This window comes from Streptomyces sp. NPDC020983, assembly GCF_044333485.1.
Taxonomy (GTDB): Bacteria; Actinomycetota; Actinomycetes; order Streptomycetales; family Streptomycetaceae; genus Actinacidiphila.
Window position 1 is genome coordinate 59339 of the sequence record NZ_JBIRRA010000001.1, and the last position, 23939, is coordinate 83277.

Annotated in this window: 21 protein-coding genes and 1 tRNA gene; 8 read left to right on the top strand and 14 right to left on the bottom strand. The window is 73.8% G+C overall.

Features of this window, described 5'->3' with window-relative positions:
• Positions 1 to 9: 9 nt before the first annotated feature.
• The 3 genes from ACH4SE_RS00395 to ACH4SE_RS00405 all read right to left on the bottom strand — a co-directional run bounded on the left by ACH4SE_RS00395 (position 10) and on the right by ACH4SE_RS00405 (position 3444).
• A complete protein-coding gene (locus tag ACH4SE_RS00395; protein ID WP_398541020.1) occupies positions 10 to 2133 on the bottom strand; it encodes a DEAD/DEAH box helicase in 2124 nt (707 codons plus the stop codon).
• A gap of 242 nt (positions 2134 to 2375) precedes the next feature.
• Positions 2376 to 2816 carry a hypothetical protein gene (locus ACH4SE_RS00400; protein ID WP_398541021.1) on the bottom strand — a complete coding sequence of 147 codons (441 nt, stop codon included), beginning with the start codon at positions 2814 to 2816 and terminating at the stop codon, positions 2376 to 2378.
• 277 nt (positions 2817 to 3093) lie between these two features.
• Positions 3094 to 3444 (bottom strand): metallopeptidase family protein, encoded by a 351-nt coding sequence (locus ACH4SE_RS00405; RefSeq protein WP_398541022.1) that lies wholly within the window; start codon positions 3442 to 3444, stop codon positions 3094 to 3096.
• 124 nt (positions 3445 to 3568) lie between these two features.
• Here ACH4SE_RS00405 and ACH4SE_RS00410 point away from each other — a divergent pair.
• Positions 3569 to 3644 (top strand) — tRNA-Glu (locus ACH4SE_RS00410).
• Between the two features lie 288 nt (positions 3645 to 3932).
• Here the strand turns inward: ACH4SE_RS00410 and ACH4SE_RS00415 are convergent.
• Together ACH4SE_RS00415 and ACH4SE_RS00420 are read right to left on the bottom strand one after the other, a co-directional pair.
• Positions 3933 to 4763, bottom strand: a complete 831-nt coding sequence (locus ACH4SE_RS00415) for a hypothetical protein (protein WP_398541023.1) — start codon at positions 4761 to 4763, stop codon at positions 3933 to 3935.
• 437 nt (positions 4764 to 5200) lie between these two features.
• Positions 5201 to 5656, bottom strand: a complete 456-nt coding sequence (locus tag ACH4SE_RS00420; protein WP_398541024.1) for a lamin tail domain-containing protein — start codon at positions 5654 to 5656, stop codon at positions 5201 to 5203.
• A 287-nt stretch (positions 5657 to 5943) separates the two neighbouring features.
• Between ACH4SE_RS00420 and ACH4SE_RS00425 the strand changes: the two genes are divergently transcribed.
• Together ACH4SE_RS00425 and ACH4SE_RS00430 are read left to right on the top strand one after the other, a co-directional pair.
• Positions 5944 to 6570, top strand: coding sequence for a hypothetical protein (locus ACH4SE_RS00425; protein WP_398541025.1), 627 nt, complete (start codon positions 5944 to 5946; stop codon positions 6568 to 6570).
• 163 nt (positions 6571 to 6733) lie between these two features.
• A complete protein-coding gene (locus ACH4SE_RS00430; protein ID WP_398541026.1) occupies positions 6734 to 7315 on the top strand; it encodes a TetR family transcriptional regulator in 582 nt (193 codons plus the stop codon).
• A 54-nt stretch (positions 7316 to 7369) separates the two neighbouring features.
• Here ACH4SE_RS00430 and ACH4SE_RS00435 read toward each other — a convergent pair whose 3' ends face one another.
• The 8 genes from ACH4SE_RS00435 to ACH4SE_RS00470 form a co-directional block, all read right to left on the bottom strand.
• Positions 7370 to 8869, bottom strand: a complete 1500-nt coding sequence (locus ACH4SE_RS00435) for a CoA-acylating methylmalonate-semialdehyde dehydrogenase (RefSeq protein WP_398541027.1) — start codon at positions 8867 to 8869, stop codon at positions 7370 to 7372.
• A gap of 23 nt (positions 8870 to 8892) precedes the next feature.
• The gene (gene iolD, locus ACH4SE_RS00440) at positions 8893 to 10908 is read right to left on the bottom strand and encodes a 3D-(3,5/4)-trihydroxycyclohexane-1,2-dione acylhydrolase (decyclizing) (RefSeq protein WP_398541028.1); all 2016 of its coding nucleotides are present in this window, start codon (positions 10906 to 10908) and stop codon (positions 8893 to 8895) included.
• Positions 10905 to 11864, bottom strand: coding sequence for a 5-deoxy-glucuronate isomerase (gene iolB / locus ACH4SE_RS00445; protein ID WP_398541029.1), 960 nt, complete (start codon positions 11862 to 11864; stop codon positions 10905 to 10907). The genes iolD and iolB overlap by 4 nt, the downstream gene beginning before the upstream one ends.
• A complete protein-coding gene (locus ACH4SE_RS00450; protein ID WP_398541030.1) occupies positions 11861 to 12739 on the bottom strand; it encodes a deoxyribose-phosphate aldolase in 879 nt (292 codons plus the stop codon). The genes iolB and ACH4SE_RS00450 overlap by 4 nt, the downstream gene beginning before the upstream one ends.
• The gene (iolC, locus tag ACH4SE_RS00455; RefSeq protein ID WP_398541031.1) at positions 12739 to 13713 is read right to left on the bottom strand and encodes a 5-dehydro-2-deoxygluconokinase; all 975 of its coding nucleotides are present in this window, start codon (positions 13711 to 13713) and stop codon (positions 12739 to 12741) included. Before iolC ends, ACH4SE_RS00450 begins: the two co-directional genes overlap by 1 nt.
• Before the next feature lie 3 nt (positions 13714 to 13716).
• On the bottom strand, positions 13717 to 14613 hold the full coding sequence (locus ACH4SE_RS00460) for a TIM barrel protein (RefSeq protein WP_398541032.1): 897 nt from the start codon (positions 14611 to 14613) through the stop codon (positions 13717 to 13719).
• Between the two features lie 370 nt (positions 14614 to 14983).
• Positions 14984 to 15769 carry an HAD family hydrolase gene (locus ACH4SE_RS00465; RefSeq protein WP_398541033.1) on the bottom strand — a complete coding sequence of 262 codons (786 nt, stop codon included), beginning with the start codon at positions 15767 to 15769 and terminating at the stop codon, positions 14984 to 14986.
• 129 nt (positions 15770 to 15898) lie between these two features.
• Positions 15899 to 16642: a GntR family transcriptional regulator gene (locus ACH4SE_RS00470; RefSeq protein WP_398541034.1), complete on the bottom strand. Its 744-nt coding sequence runs from the start codon at positions 16640 to 16642 to the stop codon at positions 15899 to 15901.
• A gap of 159 nt (positions 16643 to 16801) precedes the next feature.
• On the opposite strand from ACH4SE_RS00470, the gene ACH4SE_RS00475 reads away from it, so the two are divergent.
• On the top strand, positions 16802 to 17800 hold the full coding sequence (locus tag ACH4SE_RS00475) for a Gfo/Idh/MocA family oxidoreductase (protein ID WP_398541035.1): 999 nt from the start codon (positions 16802 to 16804) through the stop codon (positions 17798 to 17800).
• Positions 17801 to 17880: 80 nt separating this feature from the next.
• Here the strand turns inward: ACH4SE_RS00475 and ACH4SE_RS00480 are convergent, their stop codons facing one another.
• Entirely contained in the window at positions 17881 to 18738 is an 858-nt protein-coding gene (locus ACH4SE_RS00480) for an oxidoreductase (RefSeq protein ID WP_398541036.1), read from the bottom strand.
• A gap of 264 nt (positions 18739 to 19002) precedes the next feature.
• Between ACH4SE_RS00480 and ACH4SE_RS00485 the strand changes: the two genes are divergently transcribed.
• From ACH4SE_RS00485 to ACH4SE_RS00500, 4 genes are all read left to right on the top strand, one after another.
• The gene (locus ACH4SE_RS00485) at positions 19003 to 19497 is read left to right on the top strand and encodes a YybH family protein (protein ID WP_398541037.1); all 495 of its coding nucleotides are present in this window, start codon (positions 19003 to 19005) and stop codon (positions 19495 to 19497) included.
• A gap of 151 nt (positions 19498 to 19648) precedes the next feature.
• Positions 19649 to 21091 carry an alkaline phosphatase family protein gene (locus ACH4SE_RS00490; RefSeq protein ID WP_398541038.1) on the top strand — a complete coding sequence of 481 codons (1443 nt, stop codon included), beginning with the start codon at positions 19649 to 19651 and terminating at the stop codon, positions 21089 to 21091.
• Between the two features lie 318 nt (positions 21092 to 21409).
• Entirely contained in the window at positions 21410 to 23248 is a 1839-nt protein-coding gene (locus ACH4SE_RS00495) for a hypothetical protein (protein ID WP_398541039.1), read from the top strand.
• A gap of 230 nt (positions 23249 to 23478) precedes the next feature.
• Positions 23479 to 23937, top strand: a complete 459-nt coding sequence (locus ACH4SE_RS00500; protein WP_398541040.1) for a hypothetical protein — start codon at positions 23479 to 23481, stop codon at positions 23935 to 23937.
• The last annotated feature ends 2 nt before the right edge of the window (positions 23938 to 23939 follow it).

Here is a 23939-nt window from a genome sequence, read left to right on the forward strand (position 1 = left end):
GCGGGTGGGTCAGCCGTTGCGCTTCCAGCGCGGCTTGCGCTCGTCGCGGGTGGAGGTGGGGCGGGTGTCGTCGCGGCGCTCGTAGGAGGTGGGGCGGCGGTCGTCGCGGCGGTCGCGGTCGAAGGACGACGGGCGCGAGTCGCGGCGCTCGTACGACGGGCGGGAGTCGTCGCGGCGGCCGTACGCGGGGCGGCGGTCGTCGCGGCGGTCGTCGCGGGCGCCGTACGAGGGCCGGGTGTCGCGGCGCTCGTAGGAGGACGAGGACGGGGCCGGGCGGCGGTCGTCGCGGCGGTCGCGGTCGAAGGAGGGGCGGGTGTCGCGGTCGTAGGACGGGCGGGTGTCGCGGCGCTCGTACGAGGACGACGGCCGCGAGTCACGGCGCTCGTACGAGGACGACGGCCGCGCGTCACGGCGCTCGTACGAGGACGACGGGCGCGAGTCACGGCGCTCGTACGAGGACGACGGGCGCGAGTCGCGGCGGTCGTAGGAGGAGCCGCGGTCGTACGAGGACGGGCGGCGCTCGTCGCGGCGGCGGTCGAAGTTGCCGCGGTCGTCGCGGCGCTGGTACGTCGAGGCGGCGGGCTGCGGCTCGGGGACGGTCGCGGCGGCCAGCGCCTCCGCGGCCTCGGCGGCCTTCGCCGCGATCGCCTCGTCCGGGTCCTCGCCGCGCTCGCGGGCGGAGCGGGCGGTGAGGCGGTCGGCCTCCTCGCGCAGTTCCGCGGCGCGGCGCTGGAGGCGTTCGAGCTGCCGGGTGAGGTCGGCGACCTCGCGCTCGGCCTGGGCGGCGGCGTTCTGCACGGCGTCGGCCTGGACGTCGGTGAGCGAGCGGGCGCCGGTGATGCGGGCGACGTCCTCGTCGAAGACGCCGGCGCCGCCGATGATGTGGCGCGAGGCGTCGACGCCCGCGTCCTCCATGAGCCGGAAGATCTGCTTGCGCTGGTGCGGCAGGGCCAGCGAGACGACGGTGCCGGAGCGCCCGGCGCGCGCGGTGCGGCCGCTGCGGTGCAGGTAGTCCTTGTGGTCGCCGGCCGGGTCGACGTTCAGCACGAGGTCGATGCCGTCGACGTGGATGCCGCGCGCGGCGACGTCGGTGGCGACCAGGACGTTGACCTGCCCGTGCTTGAAGTCCTCCAGGGTGCGGGTGCGCGCGCCCTGGGTCATGCCGCCGTGCAGCGCGTCGGCGCGCACGCCGGACTCGACGAGCTGCTCGGCGACGCGGTCGGCGCCCATCTGGGTGCGGACGAAGATGATCGTGCGGCCCTTGCGGGCGGCGATCGCGGCGGTGACGGGGGCCTTGTCCTTGGGCTTCACCACGAGCACGTGGTGGGTCATGGTGGTGACCGCGCCCTGGGCGGCGTCGACCTCGTGCGTGACCGGGCTCACCAGGTAGCGCTTGACGAGGCTGTCGATCTCGTTCTCCAGCGTCGCGGAGAACAGCAGCCGCTGGCCGCCGGCCGGGATGAGGTCGAGGATCTCGGTGACCTCGGGCAGGAAGCCCATGTCGGACATCTGGTCGGCCTCGTCCAGGACGGCGATCTGCACCTGGTCGAGGATCGCGGCACCGCGGTTGATCAGGTCGCGCAGACGGCCGGGCGTGGCGACGAGGATGTCGACGCCGCGCTCGAGGGCGTAGATCTGGTTCTGCATGGACGTGCCGCCGCAGACGACCTTCATCTTCAGGCCGAGGACGTCGCCGTACGGCTGGAGGGCGTCGGCGACCTGCATGGCCAGCTCGCGGGTCGGGGTGAGGATGACGCCGCGCGGGTGGCGCTTCTCGGTGCGGCCGCCGGCCAGCTGGGTCAGCAGCGGCAGGCCGAAGGACAGCGTCTTGCCGGAGCCGGTGCGGCCGCGGCCCAGGATGTCGCGGCCGGCCAGGGCGTCCGGGATGGTCGCGGCCTGGATCGGGAAGGGGGTGACGACGCCGTTCTGCGTGAGCTTGCGGACGATCTCGTCGGCCAGCCCGAGGTCGGCGAAGGTGATGCCGGGCTCCGGCTCGGCGGTCACCTCGGTCGCCGCGGTCTCTGCGGTCACCGCGGTCTCGGCGGTCACCGCGGCCTCGGCGGTGTCCACGGCTTCGGCCGCGTCGGCGGCGTACTCGGGCAGGGCGGAACGGCTGGCATTGTCAAGGGACATGCGAAAGCAAAACCTCTCGGAGACTTACGGCACGCGCCAGCTCCAAGGGTTTGCTTACGACCGCCTCGATGCGGTCAGCCACAGGAGATGAGGAACGCGCCACGCGGCGCGTTACGGATCAGGCGCCGGGCAATGGGATCAGGGGATCAAACGATCTACCAGCATACGCATCCCGCACCGCATTGGCGAATCCCCTCCCCGGAGGGCCCCTGACCTGCGGTTACGGCACAGGCTTCGGGGGCTCAGGGCTCATCCGTCGACTCGCCGGACCCGTCGCCCGGCGGCGCGGTGGTGGACGGCGTGTCGTCCGGCGGCGGCGCGGACGTCGTCTCGTCCACCGGGGGCGGGGCGCTCGTCTGCGGCTCCGCGGTGGGCGGCGTCCCGGCGGTCGGCTGCGGTACGGGCGTGCCCTCCCGGGGCGGTACGGGGCGGTGCGCGGGTGTGCGGGAGCCGCCGGGCTCCGCGGCGGCGGACGGCGAGCCCTCCCCCGCCGCCCGGGCCGGCGCCGCCGCGACGGGCCCGCGCGCGGGTGCCTCCTCCGCCGGTGCGTCATGGCCCCCGCCGCCCGAGGCCGCCACGCTCCCGGTCGCGGTGAGCGGCGCGGGGTGACCCTGCTCACTCCCCGCGCTCACGCACGCCGCGACCCCGGCGGCGAGCAGCGCCACCAGCACGGCGGACCGCACGGACGCGGCGCCCCGGCGGGGCGGGACCCCGGGCCGGGACGGGGACGGGACCAGGGACGGGGGCGGGGGCGGGGGCGCTGCGGGCATCGGGCACGGACCTCTGGCTCGGCTCGGGTGCGGGAAGCACACGCGCGCTGCGGGCGTACGACACCGTGTCCAACGCCACGGCCGCCCGCCAGGACACGCACGCGGGCGTCCCCGCGCCGGCGCGGGCGTCGCACGGGGGCCCTGGCCTGCTACGTCAGCGTGCGGGCCGGGGCCCGCGCGGCCCGGGCCGTCACCCGTACCCCAGTTCGTGCAGCCGCCGGTCGTCGATGCCGAAGTGGTGGGCGATCTCGTGGACGACGGTGATCTCCGTCTCCTCCACGACCTCCTCCCGCGACTCGCACATCCGCAGTGTCGGCCCGCGGTAGACGGTGATGCGGTCCGGGAGGACCCCGGCGTACCACTCGCCGCGCTCGGTGAGCGGCGTGCCCTCGTACAGCCCCAGCAGGTCCGGATCCCCGGCGGGCGGCTCGTCCTCGACGAAGACGGCGACGTTGTCCATCAGACGTGTCAGCTCGACGGGGATGCGGTCCAGGGCTTCCCCGACCAGCTCCTCGAACTCCTCGCGGCTCATCTCCAGCACGCCCCCATTCTCCCGCGCGCTCCCTCCCCGCCGCACCGAAAGGGTTTTGGCTAACGCCCCGCCCATCCCCTAAGCTTCTGACGTCCCCGACGTGCGCCGCGAGGCCCCCGCCGGCAGGCCCTCTGCCCTCATCGTCTAGTGGCCCAGGACGCCGCCCTTTCAAGGCGGTAGCACGGGTTCGAATCCCGTTGGGGGCACCACAAACCCTGCATGTCCGGCGCCTCGTCCGGGTGCGGGCATGTTCTCCTCGGTCCAGCAGCGCGGATCGATCCGGCAACGCGGAGACCGGTCGCCGCACTCGGCTGCGGGGTTCAACTCGGCTCAACCGGCCGGCGATTCGGCTCATCGAACCCTCGAAGGCATCCCGCCGGCGGACAGGGTCCGCGCCGCAAGGTGCGACCGCCGTCTGATCTCTGCTGCCACACGCCGATGACGAACGGTGGCTTCGGCCGTCTCGCCTCCGCTGTCCGCCTTGCGCGATCACCGGGCTACGGCTGGAGCCGGGCCGCCTGGGAAGCAAGAAGCCGGCGCGCTGTGGTCACCGCCTCGACGCGGCCGATGACGGCCTGGAGAGCAACTGTGCCCACCACGGCGGTCCCGAAGGCGGGGCCGCCACCGAGTGGTTCGGCGAGGACGGCCACCAGGAAGCAGAAGGCGGCGAAGCCCCACAGGCCCCGGAGCACGCCACGCAGTGTCGCCGTGGCGAGGCCTGCTCCGCCCTGGGCCAGGGAGAAGGTGGCCACCACGCTGGTGCCGATAGGGAAAGGCGCAAGCACACCGGTCAGGCCGGGGCCGAGGTGCGCCGCCGCCGTGGTCACCGCGGTGACGAGCACCGCTGTGGCCGCAGCTCGTGCCGGCAGGTCCCACCACGGGGGCGGCGTCAGCCGCAGTGGGCCTGCCTCGGTCTCACTCTCCCCGCGCGCGAGGATCTTCGCGCCGCAGGCTGTCGCGACGAAGGACAGGCCCAACGCGACGACGGGCGTGACCGAAAAGCGTGAGAGCCCGAGATCCGCGATCAGGCAGACGAGCCAGGCAAGCGCCAGCGTGGCGGCCCAGTGGCCGGTGCGGGACGCCCTGGACAGCAGGGCGAAGACGACCGCGAACAGGGCGAGCGAGACCAGGCCCAGCAGCGAGGCCGAAGCGGCCCGTGCGGCAAACGCCCGGCCGTGCTCCAGGCAGATGATGGCGAGGATGGGTCCGGCCACGATCGGCAGAGCGACCAGTGTGCCGGCCAAAGAGGGCCCCCAGCGCCGGCCGGCCAGGGACGACAGGACGACGAGCGCCGGCGCGAGAAGGAGCTTCAATATCACCATCGACACTGGCCTCATCCTTGCACAACCCCGCTTCCGGGCCGCAGGCGTCGGCACCGGAACGGGGGGCACGCGGATGCCACTCCGCCCGTCGGCCCGGCGACGCCGGCCTCGAGCCCGAGTACGGGACTGCCCTCACCGTCGGCCGGCCGCTGTTGCCGTGAAGACCGCGATCCACGGCTGGAGTGCCTGACTCACCTTCCGTGGACCGCCCTGACGCGCCCCGCGCGCGTGGGGCCCGGCGAGCTCGTGCGGGACGTCGAGCGTGGCTCGACACGGAACCAGCAGGGCCCTTCGACCGCCGGCGTGCTCAGTGGAATCACCCGCCCCCGGTCGAGGCACAGGGCCGGGAACGCGCTCCGCGGGCGGCGGGGGAAGAACGGCGGGCCCGGCACGGCCCGGCGTCCGGGCAGGCCCCGCGAGGTGGCGGGGCCTGCGGGTGCCGGTCAGCAGATCTTGTAGCTGGAGCTGGTGCTGTTGTAGGAGCAGGCGCCGATCCTCGTTCCCACGAAGTTCTTGAGGGTGGCGGTGTCCCTGTCGTTGTTCCAGATGTAGTTGCCGCTGCCCCAGTACCTGTTGGCGGCGGTGTTGGTGCCCTTGCCCGTGTGTATCGTGACCGTCTTGCCGGCGCCGAGCGTGAAGGCGGGGAAGGTGTACTTGTGGGCGGAGGCGTCGGTGACGCTCCAGCCCCTGAGCGACACGTTCCTGGTGGTGGTGTTCTTTATCTGCACGTACTCGGCGTTCAGGCTCGAAGCCGACCGGGTGTCCGTGCCGGGGCTGTTGTAGTAGATCTTGTACAGGTGGACCGAGCCGGACGCGGCCTGCGCGGGCGCGGCGGCCAGCGCGAGGGCGGCGGCGCCGCAGACGGCCAGCACGGCGGCGGTGGTACGGGTGGAGTGCATGCGTTTCCCCTGGTTCGTGACCGGGCCCCCTTGCCCGGCAGATCGCCCAGAGTAGGGACACATCCCACCAGCGGGGACGCCGTTACCGAATCAGGACGCTCGGGGGGCCATCGTGCTCCGGCGCCGGCGGGCCGGCCCCCGGCTCCGCGGCGCACGCTCCGTCAAGGAACCCTGCACGCAGGGCACACCTTCCGCGGTACGCCGCTGGCTACGGTGGCGGTCGTCGCAACGGTCACGCGGGGAGAATCCTCACGGGCCCGCGAACTGAAACCCGAGTGGGAGAATCGGTGACACTGCGCAAGAAGCTTGCGGTTCTCTTCTGTTCCGCCCTGGCCGTCCTCGGACTCCCGATGCTCCAGGGGACGGCGTACGCGGGGGGCGGGAACCGGCAGATCCTGCTCCTCGACAACGCCAACAACGCCTACTCCGTCCTGGTGGTCGGCTCCAACCAGTACGGCTCACGCGTCTCGCACTGCTGGAACACCCCGTACTTCAAGAACGAACTGTCCGGCTGGTGGTGGACCGGCAACGTCGACGTGTACTCCTACCCGGTGGGCGGCTGCGACGGGAGCGACATCGTCGGGGAGTCGCACGTCTACATCTCGCCGAACGTCTCCGGGGACTGGTACGCGGTGACGAACAATCCCCGCGTGTCCACGACCGCGACGCAGCAGGTCGAGGTCTACGACAACAACCACCGCATCAACTCGATCAGGATCATGGGCTTCAACCAGGACGACATCTGGGTGTCCCAGTGCTGGGCCACCCCCGGCTGGGACACCCTGGCCGCCAACTGGTGGTGGGGGGGCGCCTCGGTCGACGCCTACGCCTCCAGCACCAACTGCACCGGGGACTACCAGCGTTACGGTGTGACCGGCGGGCACGGATCGGTGACGGCGCTGGCGATCGGCTGACGTCGGCACGGGACCGGCCGGTCTCCGCTCCTTCCGGGTGTGCGGCGGCCGGCCGGTCCCGTGTCCTCCGTCGATCGGCTCGAAGAGGTGCGGGTACGACCGGACGTCGTCCGGGAACCCGGCGCCCTGGACTGTCAACACGTGTTGGCCTACGATCGTTGGCGTGACCGGGAGTACGGACAACCAGCAGGCCGGACGGCGGTCCGACGCCACCCGCGCGGCGATCCTGGCCGCGGCCCGCGAGCGGTTCGCCGCGGAGGGCTACGAGAGGGCGACCATCCGGGCCATCGCACGGGACGCGGAGATCGACCCGTCGATGGTGATGCGCTACTACGGCAACAAGGCGGGCCTGTTCGCGGCGGCCGTCGCCATCGATCCCGGACTGCCCGGCCTGCCCGTCGAACCGCGCGAGGAGATCGGCCGCACCATGGTGCGCCACTTCCTCCACCTGTGGGAGGAGAACGGGGAGCTCACCGCGCTCATACGGGTCGGGGCCACCGACCCGGCCGCCGCCGAACGCATGCAGGCCGTGCTGCGCGACCAGCTGATCCCGCTGGCCCGCCGGGTGTGCCCCGAGCCGGACCAGGCGCCGGCCCGGGCGGCCCTGTGCGCCTCGACCGTGCTGGGGCTCGCGCTGACGCGCTACGTGCTGAGGTTCCCGGCGAGCGTGGCGCTCAGCCGCGAGGAGATCGTCGACTGGCTCGGACCCACGCTCCAGCGCTACCTGACCGCGCCGGAACCCTGACGTACGCCGGGGGCACCCGCGCCCCCGGTCGCGGCGGGTGCCCCCGCAGCGGCGTCAGTCGTTCTGCGGGAAGCCGAGGTTCAGGCCGCCGTGGGAGGGATCCGCCCAGCGGGAGGTGACGACCTTGCCGCGGGTGAAGAAGTGGACGCCTTCGGTGCCGTGCGCGTGGGTGTCGCCGAAGAGGCTCTGCTTCCAGCCGCCGAAGGAGTAGTGGGAGACGGGGACGGGGATGGGCACGTTGACGCCGACCATGCCGACCTCCACCTCGTTCTGGAACCGGCGGGCCGCGCCGCCGTCGTTGGTGAAGATCGCCGTGCCGTTGCCGTACGGGTTGGCGTTGACCAGCGCCAGGCCCTCGTCGTAGGACCGCACGCGCAGCACGGAGAGCACCGGGCCGAAGATCTCGTCGGTGTACAGGGACATGTGCGGCTCGACGCGGTCGAAGAGCGTCGGCCCGAGGAAGAAGCCCTCGCCGTCGGCGTCGACGGCGGTGTCGCGGCCGTCCACGACGAGGGCCGCGCCGGCCGCGACTCCCGCGTCGAGGTAGGAGGCGACCTTGTCCCGGTGCTGCCGGGTCACGAGGGGGCCCATGTCGCAGCCGCGCGTGCCGTCCCCGACGCGCAGCTTCGCCATCCGGGCGGCGATGCGGGCCACGAGGTCGTCGGCGACCGGCTCGACGGCGACGAGCGCCGAGACGGCCATGCACCGCTCGCCGGCGGAGCCGAATCCGGCGTTGACGGCCGCGTCCGCGGCGAGGTCGAGATCGGCGTCGGGCAGCACGAGCATGTGGTTCTTGGCGCCTCCGAGGGCCTGCACGCGCTTGCCGTGGGCGGTCGCGGTCTCGTAGACGTACCGCGCGACCGGTGTGGAGCCGACGAACGAGACGGCCCTGACGTCCTCGTGGGTCAGCAGGGTGTCGACCGCCTCCTTGTCGCCGTTGACCACCTGGAGCACACCGTCGGGCAGGCCGGCCTCCTTCCACAGCGCCGCGAGGGCCAGGGCCGCGCTCGGGTCCTTCTCGCTCGGCTTGAGCACGACGGCGTTGCCGCAGGCCAGTGCGAGGGGGACGAACCACATCGGCACCATGGCGGGGAAGTTGAAGGGGGAGATCACCGCGACGACACCGAGGCTCTGGCGGACGGAGTGGACGTCGACCCCGGTGGCGGCGTTCTCCGTGTAGCCGCCCTTGAGCAGGTGCGGGATCCCGCACGCGAACTCCGCCACCTCCAGGCCGCGGGTCACCTCGCCCAGCGCGTCGGAGAGGACCTTGCCGTGCTCGGCGGTGACGAGGGCCGCGACCTCGTGCCTGCGGGCGTTGAGCAGCTCCCGGAACGCGAAGAGCACCTGCGAGCGCCGGGCCAGGGAGAGGCCGCTCCACTCCCGCCACGCGGTACGGGCCGAACGGACGGCGGCCGAGACCACTTCGGCCGGGGCGAGGTCGACGGTGCCGGTCTGCTCTCCGGTGGCCGGGTTGTGGACGGGGCCGGTGCGCCCGGCCGGGCCATGCCAGGGCTTGCCGTCGATGAAGTGGGTGATCCGGGCCGGCGTGCTCACGACGGGCTCCTTCGGTGTCGCGGTCAAGGCTGCTTCCTTCCGTTCGGGCCGGCCGTGCCGCCCTCGTCCGCCGGGCCGTGCTCCGGCCGGAGCGCGGGGTCCAGCAGCGGGCGCTGGGCGGCCTTGTGGCGGGTGTAGTCCGCGCGGGCGTCCTGTGTCGTCGCCAGCGTCGAGACCTCGCTGACGGGCACGTCCCACCAGCTGTCGCTGCCGGGGGCGTGGACGAGCGGGTCGGTCTCGACGTGGATGACGACCGGGCCGCCGTCGGACGGCCAGGCCTTCGCCTCCGCGACGGCCGCCTCCAGCTCCGCGCGCGAGTGCACCTCGATGACGTGGGCGCCCAGGCTGCGGGCGTTGGCGGCGAGGTCGGTCGGCAGAGGGGGCCCGTCGAGCCGCCCGGCGGCGGACCGGTAGCGGTAGGACGTGCCGTACCGCTGGGAGCCGAGCGACTGCGAGAGCGAGCCGATCGAGTGGAAGCCGTTGTTCTGCACGAGCACCACGACGATCTTGATGCGCTCCTGGACCGCGGTGGACAGTTCCGCCGGCATCATCAGGTAGCCGCCGTCGCCGACCATGGCGAAGACGTCCCGCGTGTCGTCGGCGAGCCGGACGCCGAGGGCGGCGGGGATCTCGTAGCCCATGCAGGAGTAGCCGTACTCGACGTGGTAGGCCTTGCGGTCGCGGACCCGCCAGAGCTTGTGGAGGTCCCCGGGCATCGACCCGGCCGCGCACAGGACGACGTCCCGCGGGTCGGTCAGCTCGTTGACGCAGCCGAGGACCGTGCCCTGGGTGAGCACACCGTCGGGCAGCTTCGCGGTGACGGAGCCGGGCGGGTTGTAGGCGGCCTCGACCTCGCGGTCCCACGCCTGCCACAGGGCCGCCTGCTCCTCCTCGTACGCGTCCGCCACGCGGTGGCCGCGCAGGGCCCCGGTGAGGGCGGTGAGTGCCTCGCGGGCGTCGGCGACCACGGACAGGCCGGCGTGCTTGCCCGCGTCGAGGTTCGCGACGTTGACGTTGACGAAGCGGACCCCCCGCTCCTGGAAGGCCGTCCGCGAGGCGGTGGTGAAGTCCGACCACCGGGTGCCGATCCCGATCACGACGTCGGCGTCGCGGGCCAGGGCGTTCGCCGCCGTGGTGCCCGTCGCGCCGATGCCGCCCATCGCGCGGGGGTGGCCGTGCGGCAGCGAGCCCTTGCCGGCCTGCGTCTCGCCGACCGGGATGCCGGTGGCCTCGGCGAAGGCGCGCAGCGCGTCCTCCGCGCCGGAGTAGTGGACCCCGCCGCCCACGACGGCCAGCGGCCGCCGGGCGGAGCGGATCACGGCGGCCGCCGCGGCGATCCGCGCGGCCTCGGCCGGGGGCCGGGCGATGTGCCAGGTGCGCGGCGCGAACAGCTCCGCGGGCCAGTCGTGGGCCTCGGCCTGGACGTCCTGCGGCAGGGCGATCGTCGCCGCCCCCGTCTCCGCGGGGTCGGTGAGCACGCGCATCGCCCCCAGCAGCGCGGCGGGCAGCTGCTCGGGCCGCGTCACACGGTCGAAGAACCGGGACAGCGGGCGGAAGGCGTCGTTGACGGTGACGTCCGCGGCACCGGGCTGCTCCAGCTCCTGGAGCACCGGTGCGGACACCCGGGTGGCGAACGTGTCGGACGGCAGCAGCAGGACGGGGACGCGGTTGATCGTGGCGAGCGCGGCACCGGTCAGCATGTTCGTCGAGCCGGGGCCCACCGAGGCGGTGCAGGCCCAGGTCTCCCGCCGGTCCCGCTGCCGGGCGTAGCCGACGGCGGTGTGCACCATCGCCTGCTCGTTGCGGGCGAGGACGTACGGCAGGTCCGGGTGGCCGTCGCCGTCCTGCTCGGCCTGGAACAGCGCCTGGCCGACGCCGGCGACGTTGCCGTGGCCGAAGATGCCGAGGACGCCGGCGAAGAAGCGGCGGTGCTCGCCGTCGCGCTCGGACCACTGGGCGGCGAGGAAACGCACCGTCGCCTGCGCCACCGTCAGCCGTACCGTCGTGGGCCGCGGGTCCGCCGGCCGGGCCGTGTTCATGCCGCACCTCCTGGGGTCGGGGGGATCGTGGGGAGCGCTCCGGGCGGGGCGAGCCGGGCGTCGAAGGGCCGGCCCGCCCAGGTGTCGCGGACCCAGGCGTGGGCGGGGTCGTCGCAGATGAGCCAGGCGCGCTGCGGGCCGGGGCCGGCCATGACGTTGAGGTAGTACAGGTCGGCGTCCGGCGCCGCGATCGACGGCCCGTGCCAGCCGTACGGGACGAGGACGACGTCGCCGGTGCGCACCTCGGCCAGCACGTCGATCGGGCGGCCGCCGTCCGAGGCGTACACCCGCTGGTACCCGACGGGATCGGTGCCGCGGGGGCCGGTGGACCGGGTCTCGAAGTAGTAGATCTCCTCCAGTGCGGTCTCCTCCCCGGGGCGCTCGGTGTCGTGCTTGTGCGGCGGCCAGGAGCTCCAGTTGCCCGCCGGGGTGACGACCTCGCAGGCGATGAGCGCGTCGGCGTCCAGCACGCCGGGGACGCCGAAGTTGCGCACCTGCCGGGAGGCGGTGCCCGCGCCCCGGCGTTCGACGGGCACCTCGTCCGCGGCCAGGCGGCGGAAGCGGTGGCCGCCCGGCGAGCCCGTGCCGCCCCCCGGGACGAGGCCGCCGGCGAGGGCGACTCGGGCGGCGCCGCGCTCGGCCCGCAGGGTGATCCGCGCGCCCGCGGGCACGTACGCGGTGTCGGTGGGCCCGGCGAAGACGCCGGCCCTTCCGGCGAGGTCCACCGCGTGGGTGCCGCCGTCCGCCGTGACGGCGGTGACGTGCACGCCGCCGGACAGCGGTACGACGACGTGCTCCCACTCCCCCGCCCGCAGCGTGCGGCTCTCCCCCGCGGCGAGGTCGGCGACCCGCAGGGTGGTGTGCCGCCAGTCCTGGCCGGAAACGTTGACGGAGACTTCCCAGTTCGCGTCCGCGGAGCTGCCGCGGGGCCGTACCCAGCGCGCGTCGCCGCTCATCGCGGGCTCCCGTGGACGAGTTCGGCCGCGATGTCCACGGCGGCCGCGACATCCCCGTCGGGGGGGTAGAGCAAAGTGCGCCCGACCACCAGCCCGCGCACCGCGGGGAGGGACATGGCCGCCTCCCACGACGCGTAGGTGTCGTGCGGGTCGCCCTGGGGGTCCCCGCCGAGCAGCAGGGTCGGCAGCGTGGTGGCCGCGAGGACGCGTTCGAGGTCGTCGACGACGGGCAGCTTGAGCCAGGTGTGGGCGCTCGTCGCGCCCAGCGCGCTCGCGATGTGGATCGACTTCACGACGCTGCCGGGATCCAGGAGATTGCGCACCCGTCCCTCCTCACGGACGCTCAGGAACGGCTCGACCATGGCCATGAGGCCGTGCGCGGCCAGGCCGTTGACGGCTGCCGCGGTCGCCTCCATGGTGGCCACGGTGCCCGGGTCGTCGAGGCATATCCGGGCGAGCGCCTTGCCTCCCTCCAGGCCCTGGGCGGCGATCGCCGCGGGCGTGTAGGCGGTGAAGCGGTCGTCGAACTCGAAGGCGGCGCCCTGGAGCCCGCCGCGGTTCATCGAGCCGATCGCGACCCGGTCCTCCAGCGCTCCCATGAGGGCGAGGTCGTCGAGCAGGTCCGGTGTACCGAGCACGCCGTCGACGCCGGGCCGGGACAGCGCGGTGGCCAGCCGCTCCAGCAGGGCGGCCCGGTCGGCCATGGCGCCGCCGTCCTCGCGGACGCCGAGCGCGCCGCGGGCGGGGTGGTCGGCCGCGACGACGAGCAGCCGTCCGTCGCCCCGGACCAGCGGCCGGCGGGAGCGCTTCTGCCAGGACCGGCCGACGGCCTCGGGGTCGCGGGCCCGGATCTCCGTCAGGTGGGCGGCGTGCATCAGGGGGTCCCTTCGGAGTGGACCGGTGGCGCCGAGGTGAGGACGGACTCGACCTCGGCGCTGGTGGGCATGGCGGTGGAGCAGGCGAGGCGGGAGGCGACGATGGCGCCCGCCGCGTTGGCGAACTCGATCACGCGGCGCAGCGGCCAGCCGCTGAGCAGTCCGTGCACGAGTGCTCCGCCGAACGCGTCACCGGCCCCCAGCCCGTTGACGACCTCGACGGGAAAGGGTCCCACCTCGACCCGCTCCTCACGGGTGGCCGCGAGCACGCCCTTGGGGCCCTGCTTGACGACGGCGAGTTCCAGGCCGCGGTCGAGCAGCGCGTCGGCCGCCCGCCCCGGTTCGGTCTCGCCCACCGCGACCTCGCACTCCTCGCGGTTGCCCACCGCGGCGGTGACGTGCTCCAGGGCCCGTTCCACCTGCTGCCGGGCCTCCTGCGGACCGTCCCAGAACATCGGCCGGTAGTCGAGGTCGAGGACCGTGGTGCCGCGCCGCCCGCGGGCCCGCCAGGCCGCGAAGTGCGCGGCCCTGCTGGGCTCGGCGGACAGGCCGGTGACGGTGGCCCAGAAGACGGCCGCCTGCCGGATGTCGTCGAGCGGCAGTGCGGCGGGCTCGATCATCAGGTCGGGCGCGGCGGAATACCGGTAGAAGTACAGCGGGAAGTCGTCGGGCGGGAAGACCTCGCAGAAGGTGACGGGGGTGGGCGGGCCGTCCGGTGCGGTGATCGGCGTGACGTGCGTGACGTCCACCCCCAGCCGCGCGGCCTCCTGCCGGACGTAGCGGCCGAAGGGGTCGCGGCCGACCCGGCTGATCAGCGCGGCGCTGCGGCCGTGGCGCGCCGCCGCGACGGCGACGTTCGTGGCGCTGCCGCCGAGGAACTTCTCGAACGTGCGCACCTCCTCCAGCCCGACGCCGTGGTCGAGCGGGTAGAGGTCGACGCCGGTCCGCCCGATGGTGACGAGGTCGTGGGCCAAGGGTCAGCCCTCCTCGGTGCCGCCGCCGAGCGACAGCAGGTGGGCGGCCGAGGCCCGTACGTCGTCGAGCGGGCCGCTGCCCCCGGCGGGCGGTCCGGTGAGGACGGTGTCCTGCTCCAGGACGTACCAGCCGTCGTAACCGGCGGCCTCCAGCGACCCGACGATCGCGGCGACGTCCACGTCCCCGGCGCCGAGCGGCACGTACATGCCCTTGGCGACGGCCTCGGCGTACGGGGAACGGCCGGCGCGCACCTGCGCGGCGAGATCCGCGCGGACGTCCTTGAGGTGGACGTGCGCGACGCGCTCCGGGCTGCGGGCGGCGACCGCGACGGGGTCGCCGCCGCCGATGAGCAGGTGGCCGGTGTCCAGGCAGAGGCCGATGCCCGAGCCGTCCAGGACGCGCTGGGTCTCCTCACCCGACTCGATCATGGTGCCGACGTGCGGGTGCAGCGTCGCCACCAGACCGCCGGCGGCCGCGACGGCGGAGACCCGGTCGAGATTGGCGAGCAGGACCGACCAGCCCGCCGCGTCGAGTTCGGGACGGGTGTCGTAGCCGTCCGCGCCGGTCGCGGCGGCGAGGACGACGGTGCCCGCGCCGGCGGCGACGAGGCCGGCGACGGCCGCACGGACCTCCGGGAGGGGGTCGTGCCCCGGGTCGTGCAGCACGACCGGCACGAACTGGCCGACCGCCCGCAGGCCGTGCGCGGCCAGGACGGCCGCCTTGTCGTGCGGTGCGTCGGGGAGGAAGCCGTCGGGGCCGAACTCGGTCGCCGCCAGCCCGGCCTCGCGCATCTGGCGCAGGACCAGCTCCGGCTCCAGCTGGTGGCCCCAGCCGGGGACCTCGCAGACGCCCCAGGATATGGGCGCCCCTGCCACGCGCCGGGCAAGGGGTGCGGTCACAGCAGGCCTCCCTCAGCGGTCCGCCCGGTGCGGGCCCACGTGATCGGCATTCCAAGCCCCCTTGTCGTTTCCGCCTGTTCGAGTCGTGGGCCGGGCGGGCGCCCCGCTCACGTGCCTTGAGCGTGCCCTCTCCCACACCGGCGTGTCCAGCGTTTGTCAGGACATTCTGTCGTAGTGACCACACCTGCCTTCGGGCTCCACGCACGCCCGTACCGCCCGGCCCCCTTCTCCTCCTCCGGCAGGGCCGCCTGCGGTATCCCTTCCCGTTCCGGCAGGCGCGGTACCAGTTCGGCCTGCGCGCCGCTGCCGGGCAGCTCCGGCAGGGCCCCACCGGGCCGGGGCGCGCGGGGGCCGTGGACGTTCCGGCGGCTCATCCGGCCGCGGGCGGCTGCGCGCCGAGCAGCAGGTCGCGCAGCCCGTACGGGTCGGCGACGACCGCGTCGGGCTCGGCCTGGACGACGTAGGGCCGGTCGTACGTCCCGCGGGCCTCCATGAGGATGGTCCCGCCGGCCTTGGCGCGCCGCCCGCACAGCACGTCGCGGTCGAAGTTGTCACCGACGTACCAGCAGGCGCCCGGATCGGCGCCGAGGGCGCGCGCGGCGATCCGGATCATCTCGGGGTTGGGTTTGCGGACGGCGACCTCGTCGCTGTAGACCTGCAGCGCCACCCGCCTGTCCAGGCCGTGCGCGGCCATGTAGTCGCGGTGCACGGAGCCGGCCAGCGCGTTGGACACGATCGCGACCGGGATGCCCAGCTCGTCGCAGCTGTCGAGGAGTTCCGTCATACCGTCGCGGGTGGCGCGCTCCTGCTTGAGCTCGCCCATCCGGTGGCACAGCGGCCCGGCGTGGGCGGCCACCCAGGCCAGCGCGGTCGGCGGCCAGTCGGCGGCGACGAACTCGGTCCAGAAGCGCCCGTAGGTCATCTCCACGGGGGCCGCGGGGCGGCTCATCGCGTTCTTCCAGTGCGATTCGGCGGTGGCACCCGCCGTCAGGTCGGCCTCGATGTGCTGGGCGGTCAGGTCGGCGCAGCCGGCCGCGGTGAGCGAGGCGTGCAGTTCGGCGGCCAGGTCCTGCGCCCACGTCGGCCGGCTGGTGGTGGACACCACCACTCCCCCGAAGTCCAGCAGCAGGGCGGTGGGACGGGTCAGCTGGCCCATGTCGCGGTGTTCTCCTCGGGTCGGTGCGGGATCCGCCGCGTCGTCATCCGCAAGGCCTCCGTCCGGACGCCGGCGGTGGACGGCCGCCCGTCCGGGCGGGCGTCCGGCGCGCGGGGCCGGACCGTGCGGTCAGTGCGCGGCCACGGTCATCTCGAACGAGTACCGCGACGCCCGGTAGACGTGGACGCCGTACTCGACCGGCTCGCCCGACCCGTCGTAGGCGGTACGGGCCATGGTCAGCAGTGTGGCCCCGCGGCTCTCGCCGAGCAGCTGGGCCTCCGCGGCGGTGGCCCGCCGCGCCCCGATGGTCTGCCGGGCGGTGCTCAGCCCGATCCCCGACCGGCGCAGGAGCTGGTAGAGCCCCGCCTCGGCCAGCGTCTGGGAGCTCAGCTCGATCAGGCTGGCGGGCAGGTGGTTGCGCATGAGCGCGATCGGCTCGTCGTCGGCGAACCGCAGCCGCTCCAGCGCGAGCACCTCGGTGCCCTCGTCCAGCCGCAGCGCCGCGGCGACCTCGGCGCCGGCCGGGAGGGTGCCGAGGGACAGCACCTCCGTTCGCGGCCGCCGCTCCTCGCGCTCCAGGTCGTCGTAGAGGCTGGTGAACTCGACCTGCCGTCGTATGCGGTTGGTGACCACCTGGGTGCCCACCCCGCGCTTGCGGGCCAGCAGCCCCTTGTCGACCAGGTGCTGCATGGCCTGGCGCATGGTCGGCCGGGACAGACCGAACTGGTCGGCCAGGGCCACCTCGTTGCTCAGCCGGGTCCCGGGCGGCAGCACACCGGTCTCGATCAGCTTCTGCAGTTGCTGGGCGAACTGGAAGTACAGCGGAACAGGGCTGCTGCGATCAATCGTGATCAGTTTCGCGAACGACTCCACGTCACCCTCCCGGGCTGCTGCGAACGAACGTCAGTATGACGCACTCGCGCATTATCTCCGTACGTCCGTATGTCTTAACAAATACTTGCCCTGAGCGTCCACCGCCGGATAGAAAGCCCTTGGACGCCCTGGGACGCTCCTCACGAAAGGCTCCCGCACATGCGCATAGGACTCATCGGCACCGGCCGCATCGGCGCGTTCCACGCCGCGACCCTCGCCGGCCTCCCGTCCGTCGACGGTGTCGTGGTGTACGACGCGAACGCCGACTCCGCCCGCGCCACCGCCGAACGCATCGGCGGCACCGTCGCGGGCGACCTGGACGGGCTGCTCGGCGCCGGCCTGGACGGCGTCGTCATCACCACGCCCACCGCCTCGCACGCGGAGCTGATCCTCGCAGCACAGCACGCGGGGCTCCCCGCCTTCTGCGAGAAGCCCGTCGCCTCGTCCCTGGCGGAGACCGACGCGGTCCTCGCGGCCGTGGAGGGCTCCGGGGTGCCGCTGCACATCGGCTTCCAGCGCCGCTTCGACACCGGCTACCAGACCCTGCGCGAAGCCGTCGCGAGCGGGCGGCTGGGCTGGACGCACACCCTGCGTGCCTGCACCTCCGACCCCACGCCCCCGCACGCGGGCTACATCCCCGGCTCCGGCGGCATCTTCCGCGACTGCGCCGTGCACGACTACGACATCATCCGGTGGGTCACCGGCCGCGAGGTCACCGAGGTCTACGCGACCGGCAGCAACCGCGGCGACGACTTCTTCGCGGCGGCCGGCGACGTCGACACCGGCGTCACCGTCCTCACCCTGGACGACGGCACCCTGGCCACCTGCACCGCGACCCGCTACAACGGCGCGGGCTACGACGTGCGCCTGGAGGTGTGCGGCTCCAAGGGGACCCTGGTCGCCGGGCTGACCGGCGACAGCCCGCTCGCTTCCGCCGAGGGCGCCCGCTGGCCCGACGGCACCCCCTACCCGGGCTTCATGGAGCGCTTCCGCGACGCCTACCGCGCCGAGCTGACCGCCTTCACCGAAGTCGTCGCGGGCACCCGCCCCAGCCCCTGCACCGCGCAGGACGCCCGTGCCGCCCTCGCCGTCGCCGACGCGGCGGCCCGCTCACGGGCCGAGGGCCGCCCGGTCCCCCTCGCGGAGCCGGCGCCCTGACACCCCGCCGCCGCGCCGTCCCGGAACGCCGGAGCGGGGCGCCCGCACCAAGCGGCACTCCCCGCCGGGCGCCCCGGTGCTCAGCCGAGTTCGGCGAGGTCCTGCGCGCTCAGCTCCAGCGCGCCGGCGGCGACGTTCTGCTCCAGGTGGGCCGGCGAGCCCGTGCCGGGGATGAGCAGGATGTTCGGCGAGCGCTGGAGCAGCCAGGCCAGGGCCACCTGCGGCGCCGTCACACCGTGGCGGGCGGCGACGGTGTCCAGGTGCTCGGCCGTGACCGGCTCGAAGCCGCCGACCGGGAAGAACGGGACGAAGGCGATCCCGGCCTGCGCGCAGGCGTCGACGATCGGGTCGTCGTCGCGCCGGGCGAGGTTGTAGAGGTTCTGCACGCAGGCGATCGGCGCGATCCTGCGCGCCTCGGCGAATTCCGCGGCGGTGACGTTGGAGACGCCGAGATGGCGGATCAGGCCCTCCTCCCGCAGCGCGAGGAGGGTCTCCAGCGGCCCGGCCAGGGGCGTCCCCGTCCGGTCGAGGTCGCCCATCCGGAGGTTCACCACGTCCAGGCGGTCCACGCCGAGCGTGCGCAGGTTCGCCTCGACGCCGCGGCGCAGGTTGTCGGGGGTCAGTCCGGTCTTCTCCGCGGCGGGCAGGGCCAGGTCGGAGCCCTCGACCAGGGCGCCCACCTTGGTCACGACGACCAGGTCGTCCGGGTAGGGGTGCAGCGCCTCCCGGATCAGTTCGTTGGCCGCCACCCCGTCACGCGCGTAGTAGTGCGAGGTGTCGATGTGGTTCACCCCGAGCTCCACGGCCCGGCGCAGCACGGCGAGTGCCGTCTCCCGGTCGGGCCGGTCGCCCCGCGGCCAGCCGGTCAGCTTCATCGCGCCGTAGCCGATCCTGGCGACGGGCAGGTCCCCACCCAGTGCAAAGCGTTCTGTCGTCACGGCCCACACCCTAGGGCGTGTCCGCAAAGTCCCGCCTGGCACACGGCGCCTGGCACGCACGCTCGCTACGTTGTCGGGCTCGTCCGAGTAGGCCCACTACGAGGACGACCCTCCGCCTTGCGATCGCACGCACCAGACACCGTCTGCCCCGCCCTCCGGGCGGACGACGGGACTTTGCGGACACACCCTAGGACGGCGGCGGCGGGCGCGGCGCGCGGGGCGGGGGTACGGAATGGCCCCGCTGGCAGGGGAGTTGAAAGCGTCATGATCGAGATGACCAGCCTCTCCTTCGGCCCGTCCTCGGCCGCCGACCGGCTCTCCGAGACGGGCGACCCCTCCGCCAAGGGCGCCGAGGCCGCCCTGGAGACCTTCTACCACGGCCTCAACAACCGCGACCTCGACGCCCTGCGCGCGAACTGGTCCACGGACCCCCTCGCGCAGCTCGACAACCCGGTGGGCGGCATCCTGCGCGGCGGCGACGCGATCGCCGGGCTCTACGCGAGGATCGCCGACGGGTCCGTGACCGTGGAGGTCACCTTCGGCGACGTGGTCGCCTACCTGGGCGAGCACCACGCCGTGTTCGCCGGCCGGGAGAGCGGCAGCTACACCACCGCCGACGGCACGCGGACGCCGCTGGAGATCCGCACCAGCCGGTACTTCCGCTACGAGGACGGCCACTGGCGGCAGTACCACCACCACGGCAGCATCGACGATCCGGACGCCCTGCGCGCCTACCAGCGGGCCGTCCTCGGCAGCTGATCCCTCCCCGGCCGCTCCGGGCGGCCCCGTGTGCCAAGCGGGTGATCATCGGTGCGCCGCGGTCCCGTTCCCGGCGTTTCCGCCCCCTGCCCGGCGTCTCCTTGAGCGGCGGATCCCGCTGCGGGCCGCGTACCACCCGTGAGGAGAACCCGTGGCCGAACTGACCCGCCGCAGACTGCTCGGACGTGCCGCGGCCGCCGGCGCCGCGGGCGTCGGGGCGTCGCTGCTGCCGCGGAGCGTGCAGAAGGCGCTCGCCGACGCGCCCGCGCCGGGGCGTCCCGGGCGGCTCGGCGACATCGGGCACATCGTGATGCTGATGCAGGAGAACCGGTCGTTCGACCACTACTTCGGCACGCTGTCCGGTGTGCGCGGCTTCGACGACCCCGCCGCCGTCACCCTGGGCACCGGCCGCTCGGTCTTCCACCAGCCCGACGCCGTCCACCCGGACGGCTACCTGCTGCCCTTCCACCTGGACACCCTGTCGAGTTCGGCGCAGGCGATCCCGTCGACGAGCCACACGTGGTCGGTGCACCACCAGGCGTGGAACGGCGGAAGGATGGACGGCTGGCTGGCCGCGCACCGGGAGGCGGACGCCGCCAACGGGCCGTACGTCATGGGGTACTACACGCGCCGGGACATCCCCTTCCACTACGCGCTCGCGGACGCGTTCACGATCTGCGACAACTACCACTGCTCGGTGATGGGCCCGACGTGGCCCAACCGGCTGTACTGGATGACCGGCACCTGCGACCCGGACGGGAGGAACGGCGGCCCCGTCACCGGCAACGCCGCGCCGCCCGGCGGCTTCACGTGGACGACGTACGCCGAGCGCCTCGAAGCGGCCGGGGTGTCCTGGAAGGTCTACGCCGAACAGGACGACTACGGCTGCAACATGCTCAAGAACTTCAGGAGTTTCCAGCAGGCCCCGGCGGAATCGCCGCTCCACCGGAAGGGCCTCGCGCCCGGCCCGCGCGGCAGCTTCGAGTACGACGCCGTCAACGACCGCCTGCCGCAGGTGAGCTGGATCATCTGCACCAGCACCGAATCCGAGCACCCGGACGGGACACCCGCGGCCGGTGCCGCGTACGTCGCCTCGAAGATCGGCGCGATCGCCGCCAACCCCGAGGTGTGGGCCAAGACCCTCTTCATCCTCACCTACGACGAGAACGACGGGCTCTTCGACCACGTCGTGCCGCCGACCGCCCCGCCCGGTACGCCCGGCGAGTACGTCGCGGGCCAGCCCGTCGGCGGCGGCTTCCGCGTGCCGTGCATCCTCGTCTCGCCCTGGACGGCGGGCGGCTGGGTCGCCGGCGAGCGGTTCGACCACACCTCCTGCATCCGGCTGCTGGAGAGGTGGACGGGGGTGGCGGAGCCCAACATCGGCGACTGGCGCCGCGCGACCTTCGGCGACCTGACGTCGGCACTGCGGATGACCGGCGACCCCGCCGGGGCGCCCGTCCTGCCGGACACGGCGGGCCCGCTGACGCTCGCGGGCTACGAGGCGTCGCGGCTGCCCGCACCGGCCCTGCCGGGCGGCGGCCAGACCGTGCCGCACCAGGAGCCCGGGCAGCGGCCGTACACCCCGGGGAGCTGACGACCGCCCGTCCGCGCGCGGCCGCGTCCGGGCCGCTCGCGGGTACGGGACGGCGCCGCGACGTGTGAACCACTCGTGTGGGTCCGGCGAGTGACCAGATTCCAGACATTCGCACCCGGGATTGCCCTGTTTATGACATCGACGACGCATGGGCACGTGCCTACGATGCGCCGAAATGCGGGGACAGGCCCCGCAGGAAGGTGAGGCGTGAACATGCCCGTTGCCAGACCCCCGTCCGACAGACGCTCCTTATCCGCGCCCCCACGGCCGCGCCGGATCGCCGGGGCCCTCGTCACCGCGGTCGCCACGCTCGTCGCGGTGTTCCTCGTCCCGTCCGGCACGGCCGCGGGATCCGCGTCCCCCGGCCCGCTGACCGCGCAGCAGTGGCACAGCGCCATGGCGCAGCTCACGACGCCGTCCCGGGGCTGCTACACCGCGGACTACCCGGCGCTGTCCTGGCACAGCACCGGCTGCACCACGGCGCCCCCGCGCCCGTACGTCCCGAACGTGCCGGCCGCGGGAGGCGCGGGGCCGCACCTGCCCGCCGCCGCGAACGCACCCGCGGGCACGGGCGGCACGGGCGGCACGCCGTACACCGTCGGCAACGGCATCGACTTCTCCGCCGGGGTGAGCGGCCTGCTCACCGGGGCGACCGGCTCCTTCCCGACCGTGAGCGGCGTGACGAGCGAGAGCAGCGGCGGCGTGGCCAACGCGTACTCGCTCCAGCTCAACAGCGCGCCCTTCACCAGCCCGGTGTGCACGGGGCACCCCGGCTGCCAGGGCTGGGAGCAGTTCGTCTTCGCCAACCCCGGTACCGGATCCGGCTCGGCCTTCATCCAGTTCTGGATCCTGAACTACGCCGCCGCCTGCCCGGCGGGCTGGTGGACGTACTCCGTCCACTGCTACACCAACGGCTCCGCCGTCGCGGTCCCCTCGCAGCCGATCACCGGCCTGGGCGGCCTGAAGCTGTCCGGCAACGTCACGAGCACGCTCGACACCGTGGTGATGGACACCGGCGCGGGCACCGTGAGCGCGTCGACGGCCGACAGCATGCTGGGCCTGTCGGCGGGCTGGAACGCCGTGGAGTTCATGGTCGGCGGCAACGGCGGCGGCTCGTCGGCGAACTTCAACGCCGGCTCCTCGCTCACCGTCCAGACCGTGACGCACAACGGCACGACGAACGCGCCGAGTTGCCTGATGACCGGCTACACCGGCGAGACCAACAACCTCAACCTCGTCGGCACGCCCGCGTACGGGGTCGGCGCCTCGCCCTCGCTGCGCAGCAACCAGAGCAACCTCACGACCTCGCCGCCCTCCTGTGCCTCGGCGCAGGGCACCGGTGACACGCACCTGCAGACCTTCGGCGGGACGTACTACGACTTCCAGGCCGAGGGCACCTTCACCCTCGCCCGCTCCTCGGCGATGACCGTGCAGTCCCACCAGGTCTCCGGCGCCCCGCTCGGCTGGCCCGGCGCGTCCGTCAACAGCGGTGTGGCGACGCAGATGGGCGCGGACACGGTGGCGGTGTGCGCCCAGCGCGGCCTGGTCGTGAACGGTTCCGGCGCCTCCCTCGCCGACGGCGCCTCGGTCACCCTCCCGTCCGGCGACCGCATCGTGCGCACCGGCAGCCAGTACGTCGTGACCGACCCGCAGGGCGACTCGATGGCCGCGACCGTCAACCCCGGTTACGTGGACGTCCACGTCGGCCTCGGCTCCTACCCGCAGCCCGTGGTCGGCCTGCTGGCCAACGCGCCCGGGACGAACGACAAGCTGCGGACGAGCACGGGCACGGTGCTGCCCATCCCGCTGGACTTCAAGACGCTCTACAGCGTCTACGGGGACAGCTGGCGGGTGCCGGACGCCCAGTCCCTGGTCGCGGTCTGCGGCGACAAGACGCAGGCGGCCGACCCGTCCGCGCCCTTCTGGGAGAAGCAGCTCCCGCAGGAGCTGCACGACAAGGCCCTCACCCTCTGCCGCCAGGCCGGGGTGAAGGACGTGACCCTGCTGGAGGCGTGCACCCTCGACGTCGGTGTGCTGGGGCAGGACGCGGCGCGCGAGTTCCGGACCGAGGCCCCGCCGGTGGACGTCGCGTTCAGCGAGGACACGCAGGCAAGCGGCTGCTGCGTCAACGTCCCCGGGCGGCAGCAGGCGGGATGACCCCCGGCCCCTCGGCCCCGCCCGTCCGCTGACCCCCGCGGACCGGCGGTCGACGCGGGCCCGGCGCCGGACCGGTGCCGGGCCCGCGCACCAGCCGCCCGCATGCGCACACCGTTGCGGCACGCGGGCGGCCGTCCGGCATAATCCAGGGGATTTCCGCGCCTGTTGGGGGGGCCGCGCGGCCGTGCCCGCCGCCGGCGGGTGAACGGGCGCGGGGGCGAGGGGGAGACATGCGGCACCACATACGCGCGACACGCCGGGCGGCGCTCACGGTGACGGTCCTGGCCGTCGCGGCGGGGCTCGCGGCCTGCGGCGGGGCGCAGAAGGTGTCGGGCCGGCTCGACACCACCCGGCACGTCGCGGAGGTGACCAGCCTCGGGAAGCGCCCCCACATGGTGCGGAGCTGCCGTCCCGGCACCAAGCGGGTCAAGCACACCTCGGGGCGCGGAAGCAGCAAGCGCACCTGGTACACCACCGAGAACACCAGCGTGTGCTCCAGCGTGCAGAAGGGCACGGAGACCTACCGCCGGGTCGACTCCCCGGCACGCTGGTGCGTGCGCCTGGACGACGTGGGCAGGAAGTCCCGCGACGACGTCTGGTACCGCGTCGGGAAGAGCGTCTACCTCGACGCCCAGAACCTCGACAGCGGCGACCGCATGACGTTCTCACCGGAGCACGACGGCTGCTGACC

Excerpts from the sequence above, each read along its gene's own strand:
- ACH4SE_RS00485 (WP_398541037.1), top strand. The coding sequence starts at position 19,003 with ATGATCGAGATGACCAGCCTCTCCTTCGGCCCGTCCTCGGCCGCCGAC.
- ACH4SE_RS00500 (WP_398541040.1), top strand. The coding sequence starts at position 23,479 with ATGCGGCACCACATACGCGCGACACGCCGGGCGGCGCTCACGGTGACG.
- iolD (WP_398541028.1), bottom strand. The coding sequence starts at position 10,908 with ATGAACACGGCCCGGCCGGCGGACCCGCGGCCCACGACGGTACGGCTG.
- iolB (WP_398541029.1), bottom strand. The coding sequence starts at position 11,864 with ATGAGCGGCGACGCGCGCTGGGTACGGCCCCGCGGCAGCTCCGCGGAC.
- ACH4SE_RS00450 (WP_398541030.1), bottom strand. The coding sequence starts at position 12,739 with ATGCACGCCGCCCACCTGACGGAGATCCGGGCCCGCGACCCCGAGGCC.
- ACH4SE_RS00465 (WP_398541033.1), bottom strand. The coding sequence starts at position 15,769 with ATGGGCCAGCTGACCCGTCCCACCGCCCTGCTGCTGGACTTCGGGGGA.
- ACH4SE_RS00420 (WP_398541024.1), bottom strand. The coding sequence starts at position 5,656 with ATGCACTCCACCCGTACCACCGCCGCCGTGCTGGCCGTCTGCGGCGCC.
- ACH4SE_RS00475 (WP_398541035.1), top strand. The coding sequence starts at position 16,802 with ATGCGCATAGGACTCATCGGCACCGGCCGCATCGGCGCGTTCCACGCC.
- ACH4SE_RS00395 (WP_398541020.1), bottom strand. The coding sequence starts at position 2,133 with ATGTCCCTTGACAATGCCAGCCGTTCCGCCCTGCCCGAGTACGCCGCC.